Below are 14,358 nucleotides of genomic sequence, written 5' to 3' on the forward strand. Positions count from 1 at the left end.
CGCCCCACCACCCCGCGTTCGCTACGGCTGCCAGGACACGCGATGTTCGGCCAGCCGCGCCAGCACCGCGTGGTTGGCCTCCCAGCCGTCGGGAAACTTCACCACCGTCCCCAGCTGCACCGGCTCCGTCGACGGATAGTCGTCCAGCAGGTCGCTCACCCCCGCCCGGCACACCACGACGCAGGCGTGCCGGTGGCGGGAGGCCAGGACGCACAGACGGCCCGTCTCCAGGTGGAAGGCGGTGGCGTCGGGACGGCCGGACAGGGGGTGCAGGACCACCGTGACGTCGTACTCACGGCCCTGCAGCCGGTTCGCCGTGTCCACCACCACGTCGGTGACGCCGAGCTCGGCGAGGGCCGCGCGGACCGCGGCCGCCTGGTCCCGGTGTGCCGTGCCCACGGCGATCCGGTCGGCCGTGAGCGGGGCCGGGTCGGGCGAGCGTTCCGAGGTCGCCGCGCCGCCCCGGTCCAGCAGGCGGCGCACCACCGTCGCCACCGCCCGCACCGCCTCCGGATCCGTACGCGGGGTGTGCCGGGCGGGCAGCTCCAGCAGGCCCCAGCCCGATGCCGCCGCCTCGTCGATCACCCGGTCGGGGCCCGAGCCGTCCGACGGCACCGCGAAGGCCAGGGCGCGGTCGCCGTGGCCGGTGCCGCTGCGGAACGGCGTGTACGGATAGAAGGCGTCCGAGACCAGGGGCGCCGCCGAGGCCGGCAGCCGCCAGGACACCGGCAGGCGGTGCTGGGGCAGGTCCGGGTTGTGCGCGAGCAGGGTCGTCACCGCCGAGGCCGACGGGTCGTAGGCGAGGCCCGCCCACTGCTCGCTGCCCACGATCGAGAACGGATCAAGCTGCCCGGGGTCGCCCACGAACAGCGCCCGCTCGAACAGCCCGGCCACCGCGAGCAGGGCGTCCGAGCGCATCTGGTAGGCCTCGTCGACGATCGCGTACCGCCATGGCTCGTCGGTCTTCACGTGCGCCCACTTCGCCGCCGTGGAGATCACCACCCCCAGCCCGGCGAGGTCGGCCGCCTTCGCCGACGTGCGGACGTTGTCCAGGCCGTCGAGCGCCTTGTCGTACGGGTCGGCGTCACTGCTGTGCAGCCGCCCCACGGGCAGCTCGGGATTCTTCTCGGCGAGCCGCAGGACGAGGTCGTCGACCTGGGCGTTGGTCTGCGCGACCACCATCAGCGGATGGCCGGCCTCGGCCAGCTCCAGGGCGGCGCGCACCACGAGGGTCGACTTGCCCGCGCCGGGCGGGGAGTCCACGACGACTCCGCGCGCGGTGCCGTGCAGCGTGTCGTGCAGGATCGCGTCGGTCGCCCGGGCCGCCGCGGCCGAGGGATCGAACACCGTGGTCACAGCACATCCTCCTCGGTTACCGGGTCGGCCGGCTCCAGCGTCGCCTCACCGGGCGGCCCGCCGTGCGTCCACGGTGTCTCCTCCGGGTCGGGCAGCTTCGCGCCGCCCCGCTGCTCGTGCTCGAACAGCGTGAAGCAGACCCGGTCGCCCTTCTCCGGCACCGAACCGGGCTCGGGCTCCTTGCCGCGGCCCATCTTGTCGAGGATCCGCAGCACCACGGACGCGCCGTCCTCCTCGGCCGCGACGAACTCCGCTGACTGCGGCTTGCCGCCCAGCGACCGGTACACCTTCGTGCGCTCCCCGAGATGCGGCCGGTCGTCCGTGCGGACCGTGACCAGGGGGCGGGGGCTGGGGCGCTTGCCGTCGCTGTACGCCATCACGACGTCGGTGACCTCGCCCGCGAACGCCTCCCCGGACAGCCGCCGGCCCGCCATCACCAGCGGGTCGTCGAGGGCCTCCTGCGCCTCCAGCCGGGCCTGTTCGCGCTCGCGCGTGGCCAGTTTGCTCGCGGCCGTGACGGCGTCGTCGCGGCGCGGCTGCGGCGGCTCACCCGCCAGCACGCGGTCGCGGTGGCCGGTGAACGACCAGCGGTCGCGCGTCCACCGCTCCTCGACATGCGCCCCCGGGGGCAGAGCGCGCAGCAGGTCCAGGCCCCGCCAGACCGCGTCCCAGGTGGGCCGGGTGCGGCTGAGCACCAGGTCGCGGATCTCCCGCTCGGCGGCGGCCAGCGCGCCCAGCCGGTCGTCCGCCTCCAGGCCGTCCTCGGCGGCGGCCAGGGCCGTGCGGGCCCGGTCGTAGCGCTCGATGGCCGGGGCGAGGAGCTTGTTGTCGAACGCCGGGTCGGTGGCCGGGCCGGCCGGGGGACACGTCAGCTGCCCCTGCGCGTCCCGCTCCAGCTCGGCCCTGAGCGCCGCCTCGGCGCCGGTGACCCCGTCGGGCGGGTCGATCCAGGCGAGCAGCGCACCCAGATGCTGGTCCTCCAGGGAGGACTGCCCGGTCGCCCAGTGCCGGCCGAGCACGTCGGTCATCGCCAGCAGCAGCGAGGAGCCCGGCACCCGGGCCCGCTCCCCGAAGTGCGTCAGCCACCGCCCGAGCAGCGGCACCCGCGGCGGCGCCGGGTAGGGCGCGTCCGGGTCCTGCTCGGCCGTCCGCCGGAAGCGCGTGGACCGCCCGAGCAGCCGCACCAGGTCGATGCCCGCCCGGCTCGGCACGAGGAGCTGCGGCGCGTCCGCGCACAGGTCGACCTCGACCTTGACCCGCTTGCCGGTCTCCGGGTCGGTCTCGGTGCGCTCGGCGGCCTCCACCTCCTCGGCGTACGCGTCGACGTATGGCAGGACCACGTCGGCCAGGTCGGCCAGGAACGCGAACCTCAGGTCGCGGTCGCGGGGCTGCGGGACGGCCAGCAGACGCGGCGCGTCCCGGTCGGTGCCGATCAGCGCGCCCAGCGGGGCACCGGCCTCACCGGCGGTGACGAGCGGCACGAACACCAGCGGACGGTCGGACAGATGCCGGTGCCGGACGGTGGCCGCGGGCTGGGCGCGGCCGGTGCTGACGGCTTCCAGGCGGGCCAGCGTGGAGATCAGCGACACGCCGCCTCCAGGGCCTCGGCGCGCAGGGCCGCCGCGCGGCGCAGGGCCGCCACCGCCGGGTCGCCGGGATCGCCGGCCTCGCCGCGGGCCGCCGCCAGGACGTCCTCCACGGTCGTCAGACCGCCCAGCTCCGCCCGCACCGCACGGCCGAGCGAGGTCACCGCGCCCGTCTCGCGGGAGCGCGACCGGCAGTGGAAGGCCAGCTCGCACGCGGACAGGCACTCGGGCGCGTACGTCGCCGGCACCGACTCCACGGCCGCCGTCAGCTCCTCGGCCGGCAGCTCGGGCGAGAAGCACGTGCCCTCGGGCAACGCGTCGGCGATGTCCTCGATGCGGGTCAGCCGGGCCAGCTGGCGGGCCGTCACGGCGCGCTGCTTGCGGACGTCCACGGCGGACGCGGCCGGCAGGTTGGAGAAGTCCCGGGGGCAGACCAGCAGGATCCGGTGGCGCACGCGCGGGGCCGGCTCCAGCCGGGCCGCGACCTCCTCCAGCGCCAGCACGTACACCGCCGCCTGCCGGGCCGCCGCCCCGACCTTCGCCGGATCCGCCGAACCGTCCAGCATCGGGAAGGACTTGATCTCCACGACCGTCCAGCTGCCGTCCGGGTGCACCACCACCGCGTCCGGCTCCAGGAACGCGGGGGAGCCCGCGACGTCCAGCGCGAGCATCGGGTGGTCGAGCAGCGTCCACGCGCCGGGACGGGCGGCGGCCTCCCGCAGTTCCAGCGCCGTACGGGCCGTACGCCCCTGAGGGCCGGTCGCGGTCAGGTCGGGCACCCACGCGCCGTCGGGCGGCTCGGCCGAGCGGTCCAGCTTCTCGTGCACCAGCCGCAGCAGCTCCGCACCGCCGTCGGCCTTGACCTTCGCCTCGAAGGCGTTGCCCCGCGTGAGCGCGAACTGCGACTGCCCGAAGGCCGACGGCGCGCCCAGCGCGCTCGCCAGGGCCGTCTTGTTCACCCCGGCGCCGTCGAGGATCGCGCGCCGCGCGCAGCCGGGGTTGGCGGCCAGCGCGGCCAGGGCCCGCGCGTCCAGCGCCTTCGCGGGGACGTCCGGGCCGCGCAGCTCAGCGAGCCGGTGCCGGAGCGCCGTCCCCCGCGTCCTGGGGGGAGGCACTCGGCTCGGCTCCCGCTCCGACCCGGGACTCGCGCTGCCGTGGAATTCGCTCACCCGCGGAAGTCTGGCATCCGGCACTGACAATCGAGGAACCCGCGGCGGAAGTGTCCGCCGGGACCGGTGCGACGCGCGGCACGAACCGTGCCCTGACCCGGTCGGCCGTCCGCATCACCAGCGGCGCCAGCAGCAGCCCGACGCCCATGACGGCCGCGCCCGCGACCGCGTCGAGGAAGTAGTGGTTGGCGGTGCCCATCACCACGATCGTGGTGATGAGCGGGTAGGCGACACCGGCCGCCTTCGTCAGGCGCGTACCGCCGTAGCGCCACAGGATCACGCCGCACCACAGGGCCCAGCCCACGTGCAGGCTCGGCATCGCCGCGTACTGGTTGGTCATGCCGCCCATGCCGCGCGGGGCGCTCGCCGCGCCTCCCCACCAGCCGTAGGAGCTGTACTGCGCCATCGTGTCCACGAAGCCGTGGCTCGCGTCGAGGAGCCGGGGCGGGCAGGTGGGCAGCAGCGTGAAGCCGATCAGGCCGATGAGGGTGGACGTCATCAGCCAGGTGCGCGCGGCGCGGTAGCGCACGGCCCGGGAGCGGAAGAGCCACACCAGCAGGGCCGGGGTCACCAGGTAGTGCAGCGACGCGTACCAGAAGTCGGCGGGTATGCCTATCCAGGGTTCGCGCGTGAAGAGGCGGTTGAGCGGGTGCTCGAAGTTGAGGTAGAGGGCCTTCTCGAAGCGCAGCAGCGCCAGACCGTGGTCGACCGCGCCGGAGACGTCGCCCCGGGCGAGGAGCCGGCCCGCCGAGTAGCACGCGTACACCAGAAGGATCAGCGGCAGCTCGGTCCACCAGCGCAGCCGGGGGACGGGGTCCGCCTCGGTGCCCGGTGTCTCGGTGTGCGGCATCCGATGCCCTCCCCCTTCTTCTCACGCGGCGCCCGGCCGTCCGGTCGTGCCACTTTACGGCGTACGGGCTCGCCCTGGGGGCGCCCTCCGGCCCTCAAAGACGCAGAGATCGCCCCTCGGGTTGCCCGCGGACGGGGTGCGCGATGATGGAGGAGTTCCGCTTGCGTTTTTCCTCCGGAAAGGTTCCCCATGGCTCCGCGCATCCTGCTGGCCCGCCACGGACAGACCGAGTGGTCCCTGTCCGGCAAGCACACCGGCAGGACGGACGTGCCCCTTCTGGAGGAGGGCCGGAGCGGGGCCAAGCTGCTCGGGGAGCGCCTGCACCGGGCCCCGTACGAGGGCCTGCCCGAGGCCGAGGTGCGCACCAGCCCGCTGGCACGCGCGCGTGAGACGTGCGAGCTGGCCGGGTTCGGCGAGCGCGCGCGGACCTGGGACGCGCTGCTGGAGTGGGACTACGGCGCGTACGAGGGCATGACCCCGGCGGACATCCAGGCCGTCCGTCCCGGCTGGCTCATCTGGCGCGACGGCGTCCCCGAGGGCGAGACCCTCGCCGAGATGACGGCCCGGGCGGACGAGGTGGTCGCCTGGGCGCGCTCGGCGGACCGGGACGTCCTGATCTTCGCCCACGGGCACATCCTGCGCTCCATAGGCGCCCGCTGGCTCGGCCTGCCGATCGACTTCGCGGCCCGGATACGGCTGAACCCGACGTCCCTTTCGGTGCTGGGCTGGGCCTACGGAGAGCCCGCGATCGAGAGCTGGAACGACCTCGGGCACCTGGCCTAGGGCGGGCGGATCCGGACGGCAGGGCGCTGGATCCGAGCGACGGGGCCCCGGCTCCGGACGGCAGGGCCCTGGGCCCGCACGGCGGGGCCCTAGGTCGTCCGGGGCAAGGAGGCGTAGCGCTCCAGGAACGCCGACACCCCCGATGCCCTCCGGTGCGGTGCCAGCACCCGCGCCGTGGCCGCCAGCATCGTCTGGATCCGGGACGACTGGACCTCCTCCAGCAGGTCCAGCACCCGCATCCCCGCCCTCGCGGCCTCGTCGGGCCGCCCCCCGCGCGCGAGGTCGTCCGCCAGCTCCGCCGTGTACAGCGCGATGTTCCGCGTGAAGTGCGGGTCCTGCAGCTCCGCCGCCCGCCGCGCGTGCCGGGCCGCGCGGGGCCAGTCGCCCAGCGTCGACCAGCACTGCGCCTCCAGGCCCTCCAGTTCGGCCTCGCCGTAGAAGCTCATCCACTCGGGGTCGGCTTCCGAAGGGCCCCGTTCGAAGAGGGTCTGGGCGCGGGCCAGGGCCTGCTCGCAGGCGACGCGGTCGGCGAGTCCGGCCCAGCCGCCCGCCTCGCGCAGCGCGAGCAGGGACATCAGCCGGGCCGACCCCACGGGCCTGGCGACGCGCTGCGCGGCCTGGGCCGCCCGGACCGCCTCGCGCGGCCGGCCCGCGTCGCGCGCGAGGAACGCCGTGTTGCAGAAGGCGTGCGCCTCCAGGCCCGGGTCGCCGGTCATCCGGGCGGTCGCCAGGGCCTCGGCGTAGTGGGAGCGGGCGTCGTCGAAGCGTCCCGAGTCGTGGGCCAGCCAGCCCACGGAGATGGCCAGTTCCCCGGCGCCCGAGTAGAGCCGGTCCGCCGTCGTCTGCCGGGTCGCGCCGGCGTCGAGCAGGGCGTAGGCGGCGCGCAGCGGGGCGGCCGCCCGGCGGTAGAGGCCGTCGGCGCCGTGCCGGTCGTCGAGCAGCCGGATCCGGCGCACGGCCTCTTCCAGGGCGCCCGCTTCGCTCGTCCCGGCGCGGCGCCCGGGGCGCTGGGCCGCCGAGGCGTCGCGGGCGAGGCCGACGGGCCCCAGGGAGGCGGCGGCCACGGTGGCGCCCCCGCCGGTCATGAATGCGCGACGTAGCACGTCGCTCTCCTCGTAGGTGTCGTGCGGGTGGTGCGGGTCGTACGGGTTCTGCGTTTCATACGGCTCGCACGCCCCACTGGTCTCACGTGTGGCGTCCGCCGGGTTCGTGGTCCGCGTCCAGGGCGCGTCCTCGGTGCCGCGCGCCCGGCGTCCGCGTACCGACGAGCGGGGCGCGAACCCCAGGTCGGTGAGCGTGCGGCCCGGGAACATGTGCAGGAACACCCGTTCATATGCGTAGTTGGGGCAGCGGATCTCGCCCGCCTCCACCCGGCCGATGTAACGCGCGTCACAGCTGACCTGCTCGCCGATCTCCAGGGCGGCCCGTCGGATCACCGCGGCGAACTCGGCCGGTGAGCGCTGTCCGCGCAGCCGCCGGAAGGCGAGATTCGGCCGTGCCGGCCGATCGGGTTGAGACGAGGTCACCGCTGACGACGCCATGGCCGGGTCCTCTCGTGCGAACCGTCGAACCATGCCGGATACACGGCGACTTGGGATGTTCCGTCCGCATCGTCGGCGTTGTGTCCGGCGAGCAAGAACGTACCTGCTGTGTCGGAGTCCTCACGCTGAGTTTGGCTACAAACCGGATATCTCATCCGTGATCTGCCATGAAGTGCCATCCTTTGCGGCTGACTTCCGCCGTAGCCGTTGACGCACCGCCGCGTTGAACCCTGTGGACCGGGAGGAGGCCCCCGTCTCCCGACCGCTCGTCCAAGCAGGGGTTTTCGTGGTGGAGGCCGGGATGACGACCAGCCGGATCAACGATCCTCGTACGCCGCCGAGTACGCCGGCGGTCGGCTGCGATGTGGTGACGGTGCCGGCGCGGCAGGGCCTGGAGGCGGTCGACATCCTGCGGCGCGGACCGGGGGACGCGGTGGGGCCCGTGCTGCACGACGACGGGGGCGGCACCCTCGGCTTCCTGGTCCCGCCGGGGACGGCCGCGGCCTGGGACGTGCCGGGGAGCACCTGCACCGGGACCGACGGACGCGGCCTGACCCTCGCGCCCCGACCCCCGGTCGAGGGCTCGGACTGGCTGCTGCCGCCGGGTGAGGCGGACCTCGCGACGGACCCGGCGGTGCTGCGCAGAGCCCTGGGCGAGGCCGCCCGCACGATCGAGGCGGCCGACAGCTGCCGCTGAGAAGGCCGGCTGCCGGGCAGGCGTACGGTCCGCTTACCGGGGCGACCCGATAATGACCCCATGGGAAAGTCCAGGAGCGGTCGGCGCCGGCAGGCCGATGCGGAGTCCGTCGTCGAGAGCGTCGACGGCGGACTCGCCGAGCTGATCCCCGACCGCGACCGGCCCCGCGCCCGCACCCTGGTGATCGACGGGGCCCCGCAGTCGCACGTCGACCCGGACGACCCGGCCCATCTGTCCTTCGAGTACCAGCGCCGCCTCGGGCACGTCATCGACCTCGTCGCCCCGCCGGGCCGCCCGCTGCAGGCCGTGCACCTCGGAGGAGGCGCGTTCACCCTCGCCCGCTACATCGCCGCCACCCGCCCCCGCTCCACCCAGCAGGTCGTCGAGCGCGACGGCGCCCTCGTCCGGCTGGTCCGCCGCGAGCTGCCCCTGGACCCGAACGCCCGTATACGGGTGCGCTCCACCGACGCCCGCGAGGGACTCGCCAAAGTGCCGGACGGCTGGGCCGACCTCGTCGTCACCGACGTGTTCAGCGGCGCCCGGACCCCGGCCCATCTGACCTCGACCGAGTTCCTCGACGACGTCCGCAGGGCCCTCAAGCCGGGCGGGGTGCACGCCGCCAACCTCGCCGACGGGCCGCCGCTGACCCATCTGCGCGGCCAGATCGCCACCGCCGCCGCCCGTTTCGAGCACCTGGCGCTGATCGCCGACCCGGCGGTGCTGCGCGGCAAACGCTTCGGCAACGCCGTCCTGGTCGCCTCCGACGCTCCGCTGCCGATCGCCGAGCTGACCCGCCGCGCCGCCTCCGACCCGCACCCCGCACGGGTCGAGCACGGCAGGACGCTCACCGACTTCACCGGCGGGGCCGTGCCCGTGACGGACCTCGCGGCGGTGGCGTCCCCGGCCCCGCCGCCCTCGGTGTTCCGCTGAGCCCCGAGGCCGCTCAGTAGGTTCCGATCTCCACCCGCGGCGGCCCGTCGTGCCAGGTGCAGAACACCGACACCCGCTCCGCGCCCCGGGAGAACTCCACGCGGATCCACGACTCCGTCTTCCACACCTGCATCGACCAGTCCGCGCCGGGAGTCGCCGAGACGAGCGAGGCGGACGCCGGCCCGAGGTCGAACACCGCCCGGCCGCCGTCGGTGTCGTAGCTCTTGACCCGGCCGGTGGCGGCGGGTGAGGGGGAGGGGCCGGGGGTCCGGCTGGGGGAGGGAGCCGGCTTCGCGGTCGTCGTGGGCGGAGAGGCCGAGGGGGTCGGGGTCCGCCGGGGCGCGGGTGTCCGTTCCCGCGGGGTGACCGACGGCTCGGGCTCCGGTGCCTTCACCTCGGCGGCCTTGATGGGCAGGGCCCGCGGCGGGTCGTAGGCCGTGCCCGCCATCACCGTGTGGACACCCCACCACGACAGCGTGACCGCCGCGCCCGTGGCGAGCAGCCAGGCCAGTACGTGAACGAGTCCTCTGCGCATCGCGGGCCATCCTGCCTCACGGGTCCCACGCGTTGTCCACACGCCGGCCCTCGCGGGCGCACTCGCCGTCCCCACACGGGCCCCCGTGGGCGCACTCGTTGTCCCCACCACGGGAGTTGTCCACAGGCCCGCACCCGGGTGTGGGAGATGGCGTACGGTGCGGCGCATGGCAAGTGTGCTCGTGGTCGAGGACGACCCGTTCGTACGCTCGGCGCTCATCCGGCACCTGACCGACGCCTCGCACACCGTGCGCAGTGTCGGGACGGCGCTGGAAGCGCTGCGCGAGGTCGCCCATTTCCGTTTCGACGTGGTCATCCTGGACCTCGGACTGCCCGATCTCGACGGGTCCGAGGCCCTGAAGATGCTGCGCGGCATCACGGACGTACCGGTGATCATCGCCACCGCCCGGGACGACGAGACGGAGATCGTCCGGCTGCTGAACGCCGGGGCGGACGACTACCTCACCAAGCCCTTCTCGGTCGAACACCTCTCGGCCCGCATGGCCGCCGTGCTGCGCCGCGCCCGCTCCGCCGCCGGGGAGACGGAGCCGTCGCCCGTGCTGCGGGTCGGCGGCCTGACCGTCGACCCGCTGCGCCGCCAGGCGGAGTTGGACGGCGCCCGACTGGACCTCACCCGCCGCGAGTTCGACCTGCTCGCCTTCCTGGCCCGCCGCCCCGGAGTCGTCGTCCCGCGCAAGGAACTGCTCGCCGAGGTCTGGCAGCAGTCCTACGGCGACGACCAGACCATCGACGTCCATCTCTCCTGGCTGCGGCGGAAACTGGGCGAGACGGCCGCCAACCCCCGCTATCTGCACACCCTGCGGGGCGTCGGCGTGAAGCTCGAACCGCCGGGAGCGGAGGCACCGCGATGAGGTGGGCCCTGGTCAAGGTGTCGCTGGCCGTGACCACGATGGTCGTGCTCGCGTTCGCCGTGCCGCTCGGGCTCGTCATCCGCGAGATGGCCCGGGACCGCGCCTTCTCCAACGCCGAGCGGGAGGCCGCGGCCGTCGCCCCCGCCCTGTCCATCACCACCGACCGCGACCAGTTGGAGCGGGTCGTCGCCTCGGCCGGCTCCGACGCCGGGATGGCCGTGCACATACCCGCCGGCGACGGCCAGCGCGCCCTCGAACTCGGGCGGCAGCGCGCCGCCGACCAGGACATCGCTGCCGTGCGGAAACTGGGCCGCGCCTCCACCACCGGCGTCCCCGGCGGCTCCACGCTGCTCCAGCCGGTCGCGCTCAGCACCGGCGAGATCGCGGTCGTCGAGGTGTACGTGCCGGAGTCCGAGGTCACCAACGGCGTGGGCACGGCCTGGGCCGTGCTCGCCGGGGTCGGTATCGCGCTGGTCGTCGGCTCCGTCGCGGTCGCCGACCGGCTCGGCGTGCGCATGGTCCTGCCCGCCCGGCGCCTGGTCGAGGGGGCGCACGAGCTGGGCGAGGGCAAGCTCGGCGCCCGCGTCCCGGAGGAGGGCCCGAGCGAACTGCGGCTCGCGGCCGTCGCGTTCAACTCGATGGCCGACCAGGTCGTCCAACTCCTGGCCAACGAGCGGGAGCTGGCGGCCGACCTGTCCCACCGGCTGCGCACGCCCCTGACCGTGCTGCGGCTGAACACCGCCTCGCTGGGCGAGGGACCGGCCGCCGAGCAGACCCGGACCGCGGTCGAGCAACTGGAGCGCGAGGTCGACACGATCATCCGTACGGCCCGGGAGGCCAAGCCGCAGACGGCCGCCGCGGGTCCCGGCGCCGGGTGCGACGCGGCCGAGGTGGTGCGGGAGCGGATGGCGTTCTGGTCCGCGCTCGCGGAGGACGAGGGCCGCAAGTGGCGGGTGGCCGGGGCCGACCGGCCGGTGCGCATCCCCGTGGCCCGGGCCGACCTGGCCGCCGCGCTGGACGCACTGCTCGGCAACGTCTTCCGGCACACCCCGGAGGGCACGGCCTTCGCGGTCGACGTGCACAACGCCGAGGACGCGGTGATCGTCCTCGTCTCCGACGCGGGACCCGGCATACCCGACCCCGAGGCCGCCATGGCGCGCGGCCGCGGCTCCGGCAGCGACGGCTCGACCGGGCTCGGCCTGGACATCGTGCGCCGGCTCGCGGAGTCCACCGGCGGGGACGTCCGCATCGGCTCCTCGGTGCTCGGCGGAACCGAGGTGCGCATCTGGATCCAGCTGGACGGACGCGCCCCGTCCGGCGGAGGCCACCGGCAACTGCGGCGCCGACGCCGCGGCAGACCGACGGCGGCCTTCAAACGCTCCTGAGACGCCGGCCCCACGAGTCGCTCACGCCGCGGCCCGGGGATCGGGGCGTCAGCGACCGGCCTGCCCCCGGCGTCGGCAAGGGCTGTAACCGTCCCCGGCAAGGGCCGTATCCGGCGTCGGCAACGGCTGAACCGGCGGGGCGCGGCACCGCCCTGAGCGGGCCGTGCCCCGTCCCCCGGGGCCGCCGTCAGACCGCCTCGACCTCCGGCAGCGTCCCCGTCCGCGCCGCCCGCGCGTACCAGTGGGCACTCGTCTTCGGCGTGCGCTCCAGCGTCGCGTAGTCCACGTACACCGCGCCGAAGCGCTTGCCGTAGCCGTACGCCCACTCGAAGTTGTCCATCAGGGACCACAGGTAGTAGCCCCGCACGTCCGCGCCGTCGGAGATCGCGCGGCGGACCGCCGACAGGTGCCCGTGGAGGTAGGCGACCCGCTCCGGGTCGTGCACCCGGCCGTCCGAGTCGATCTTGTCGTCGTAGGCCGCGCCGTTCTCGGTGATGTAGAGCGGCAGGCCCGGCGCCTCCCGGGTGTAGCGCATGATCAGCTCGTGCAGGCCGGTCGGGTCGATCGTCCAGCCCATCTCGGTGCGGTCGCCGGGCGTCTGGTGGAAGGCGACGTCGTCCGCGGCCGGCCACGGCGAGTGGTCGCTCGACCCGTGCCCGTCGGCCCGCGGCGCCTTCGCCGACGCGTCCGCCGCCGAGACCAGGGAAGGCGTGTAGTAGTTGAGGCCCAGCGCGTCCAGCGGCTGGTTGATCAGCGCCAGGTCGCCGTCCAGGACGTAGTCCCAGTCCGTCAGGCTCGCGGTCGCCACGTACAGCGTCTCCGGGTAGGCGCCGTGCAGGATCGGCCCGTGGAAGACGCCGTTGGCCAGGTCGTCGATGCGTCGGGCCGCCGCCAGGTCCGCCGGGTCCTGCGACAGCGGCCGCACCACCGAGGAGTTGAGGCTGATTGCCACCGAGTTGCGGGCCGGCATCGCCGAGCGGAGCGCGGTCGCGCCCAGCCCGTGCGCCAGGTTCAGGTGGTGCGCGGCACGCAGCGAGGCCGCCGGATCCGTCCGGCCCGGCGCGTGCACCCCGGAGGCGTAGCCCAGGAACGCGCTGCACCACGGCTCGTTGAGCGTGATCCACTGCTCCACCCGGTCGCCCAGCGCCTCGCCGACGATCTGCGCGTACTCGGCGAACCGGTACGCCGTGTCGCGCTCCGGCCAGCCACCGGCGTCCTCCAGCTCCTGCGGCAGGTCCCAGTGGTAGAGGGTGACGGCCGGCTTGATGCCCTTGGACAGCAGCTCGTCCACCAGGCGGCGGTAGAAGTCCAGGCCCTTCTGCACGGCCGGGCCCCGGCCGGTCGGCTGCACCCGCGACCAGGAGACGGAGAAGCGGTAGGCGCCCAGGCCCAGCTCCGCCATCAGCGCCACGTCCTCGCGGTAGCGGTGGTAGTGGTCGACAGCGATGTCACCGTGGTCGCCGCCGGCCGTCTTGCCCGGCGTATGGCTGAAGGTGTCCCAGATCGACGGCGTACGGCCGTCCTCCCGCACCGCGCCCTCGATCTGGTACGCGGAGGTCGCCGCGCCCCAGAGGAAGGCGGGAGGGAAGGTCACCGGAGTGGCCGGGTTCTCGGAGTCAGGCATGGAAGCGCTCCCAATGAGGTCGAGGAGACCGTTGGCGGAGGGGGAGGGAAAGAAGAGGACGAGGAAGGAAGGGAGGGGCCGGGGCGGCGTCGGCCCGGCCCTCCGGAGACAGGGCCTCAGCCCTTGACGGCGCCCTGCATGATGCCGCCCACGATCTGCTTGCCGAAGATCGCGAAGACCAGCAGCAGCGGCAGCGTGCCCAGCAGCGCGCCCGCCATGATCAGGGACTGGTCGGGCGTGTAGCCGCGGCCGAGGCCGGCCACGGCGACCTGCACGGTCGGGTTGCCGGTCTGGGTGAGCACCAGGAACGGCCACAGGAAGTCGTTCCAGGTCTGCACGAACATCAGCATGCCGAGCACCGCCATCGCGGGCCGGGCGGCGGGGAACACCACGTGCCACACCACCCGCCAGCTGCTCGCGCCGTCCACCCGGGCGGCCTCGATGATCTCGTCCGGCAGCGCCTGCAGCAGGTACTGCCGCATGAAGAACACACCGAACGCGCTCACCAGCGACGGGAAGATCACCGCCTGGAGCTGATCGGTCCAGTCCAGCTTGGCGACCATCATGTACAGCGGGATCACGCTCAGCTGCGGCGGCACCATCATCGTGCCGATGACGATCAGCATCAGGGCGTTGCGGCCCTTGAAGCGCAGTTTGGCGAAGGCGAACCCGGCGATCGTCGACAGCACGACGATGGTCAGCGCCGAGATGCCCGCCACGATCGTGGTGTTGAGGAACGCCTCGCCGAGGTTGGCGTCCGTCCAGGCGATCTCCAGGTTCTTGAACAGGTTGGAGCCGAACCAGAACGGCGGCGGCGTCTGCGCCAGGCGCTGGTTGTCACGGGAGGCGGCGATCGCGGTCCACACCAGCGGGAACAGCGACACGATCGTGAACAGGATCAGGATCGCGTACGCGATCGGACCGCCGTGCAGGGTCCCGCCGGCCCGCGCCGACTTCGGCAGGCGCGAACGCCTGTCCTGCCGGGCGGGCGAGGTCTCGGGGGGCGTCACAGTCGTCGTCACGGCCACAAC

The 14,358-nt window shown here is 74.2% G+C and carries 13 protein-coding genes; 5 read left to right on the top strand and 8 right to left on the bottom strand.

The window, feature by feature from the left end; genetic code table 11:
• Window positions 1-21 precede the first annotated feature (21 nt).
• The 4 genes from CHR28_RS05510 to CHR28_RS05525 are packed head-to-tail and all read right to left on the bottom strand — an operon-like array spanning window position 22 to window position 4,961.
• Complete coding sequence (locus tag CHR28_RS05510) at window positions 22-1,356, bottom strand: AAA family ATPase (RefSeq protein WP_094052317.1); 1,335 nt, start codon at window positions 1,354-1,356, stop codon at window positions 22-24.
• The gene (locus CHR28_RS05515) at window positions 1,353-2,945 is read right to left on the bottom strand and encodes a hypothetical protein (RefSeq protein WP_094052318.1); all 1,593 of its coding nucleotides are present in this window, start codon (window positions 2,943-2,945) and stop codon (window positions 1,353-1,355) included. Before CHR28_RS05515 ends, CHR28_RS05510 begins: the two co-directional genes overlap by 4 nt.
• Window positions 2,936-4,057: a hypothetical protein gene (locus tag CHR28_RS05520; RefSeq protein ID WP_094052319.1), complete on the bottom strand. Its 1,122-nt coding sequence runs from the start codon at window positions 4,055-4,057 to the stop codon at window positions 2,936-2,938. Before CHR28_RS05520 ends, CHR28_RS05515 begins: the two co-directional genes overlap by 10 nt.
• Entirely contained in the window at window positions 4,008-4,961 is a 954-nt protein-coding gene (locus CHR28_RS05525; protein WP_094052320.1) for a phosphatase PAP2 family protein, read from the bottom strand. Before CHR28_RS05525 ends, CHR28_RS05520 begins: the two co-directional genes overlap by 50 nt.
• 189 nt (window positions 4,962-5,150) lie before the next feature.
• Between CHR28_RS05525 and CHR28_RS05530 the strand changes: the two genes are divergently transcribed.
• Window positions 5,151-5,744 carry a histidine phosphatase family protein gene (locus CHR28_RS05530; protein ID WP_094052321.1) on the top strand — a complete coding sequence of 198 codons (594 nt, stop codon included), beginning with the start codon at window positions 5,151-5,153 and terminating at the stop codon, window positions 5,742-5,744.
• An 89-nt stretch (window positions 5,745-5,833) separates the two neighbouring features.
• On the opposite strand, the gene CHR28_RS05535 is transcribed toward CHR28_RS05530, so the two are convergent.
• Complete coding sequence (locus tag CHR28_RS05535) at window positions 5,834-7,285, bottom strand: hypothetical protein (protein WP_094052322.1); 1,452 nt, start codon at window positions 7,283-7,285, stop codon at window positions 5,834-5,836.
• A 301-nt stretch (window positions 7,286-7,586) separates the two neighbouring features.
• Here CHR28_RS05535 and CHR28_RS05540 point away from each other — a divergent pair, with 301 nt between their 5' ends.
• Together CHR28_RS05540 and CHR28_RS05545 are read left to right on the top strand one after the other, a co-directional pair.
• Window positions 7,587-7,982 (top strand): hypothetical protein, encoded by a 396-nt coding sequence (locus tag CHR28_RS05540; RefSeq protein ID WP_094052323.1) that lies wholly within the window; start codon window positions 7,587-7,589, stop codon window positions 7,980-7,982.
• Between the two features lie 60 nt (window positions 7,983-8,042).
• Window positions 8,043-8,912, top strand: a complete 870-nt coding sequence (locus CHR28_RS05545) for a spermidine synthase (protein WP_094052324.1) — start codon at window positions 8,043-8,045, stop codon at window positions 8,910-8,912.
• 13 nt (window positions 8,913-8,925) lie between these two features.
• Here the strand turns inward: CHR28_RS05545 and CHR28_RS05550 are convergent, their stop codons facing one another.
• Entirely contained in the window at window positions 8,926-9,447 is a 522-nt protein-coding gene (locus tag CHR28_RS05550; RefSeq protein ID WP_094052325.1) for a hypothetical protein, read from the bottom strand.
• Between the two features lie 166 nt (window positions 9,448-9,613).
• Here CHR28_RS05550 and CHR28_RS05555 point away from each other — a divergent pair, with 166 nt between their 5' ends.
• Window positions 9,614-10,318 carry a response regulator transcription factor gene (locus tag CHR28_RS05555; protein WP_094052326.1) on the top strand — a complete coding sequence of 235 codons (705 nt, stop codon included), beginning with the start codon at window positions 9,614-9,616 and terminating at the stop codon, window positions 10,316-10,318.
• Window positions 10,315-11,703, top strand: coding sequence for a HAMP domain-containing sensor histidine kinase (locus CHR28_RS05560; protein ID WP_094052327.1), 1,389 nt, complete (start codon window positions 10,315-10,317; stop codon window positions 11,701-11,703). Before CHR28_RS05555 ends, CHR28_RS05560 begins: the two co-directional genes overlap by 4 nt.
• 187 nt (window positions 11,704-11,890) lie before the next feature.
• Here the strand turns inward: CHR28_RS05560 and CHR28_RS05565 are convergent, their stop codons facing one another.
• Both CHR28_RS05565 and CHR28_RS05570 read right to left on the bottom strand, forming a co-directional pair.
• Window positions 11,891-13,327: a GH1 family beta-glucosidase gene (locus tag CHR28_RS05565; protein ID WP_094052328.1), complete on the bottom strand. Its 1,437-nt coding sequence runs from the start codon at window positions 13,325-13,327 to the stop codon at window positions 11,891-11,893.
• Window positions 13,328-13,443: 116 nt separating this feature from the next.
• Window positions 13,444-14,349: a carbohydrate ABC transporter permease gene (locus CHR28_RS05570; RefSeq protein ID WP_094052437.1), complete on the bottom strand. Its 906-nt coding sequence runs from the start codon at window positions 14,347-14,349 to the stop codon at window positions 13,444-13,446.
• Window positions 14,350-14,358: the final 9 nt, after the last annotated feature.

Source organism: Streptomyces sp. XY006 (assembly GCF_002237655.1).
Lineage (GTDB): Bacteria > Actinomycetota > Actinomycetes > Streptomycetales > Streptomycetaceae > Streptomyces > Streptomyces levis.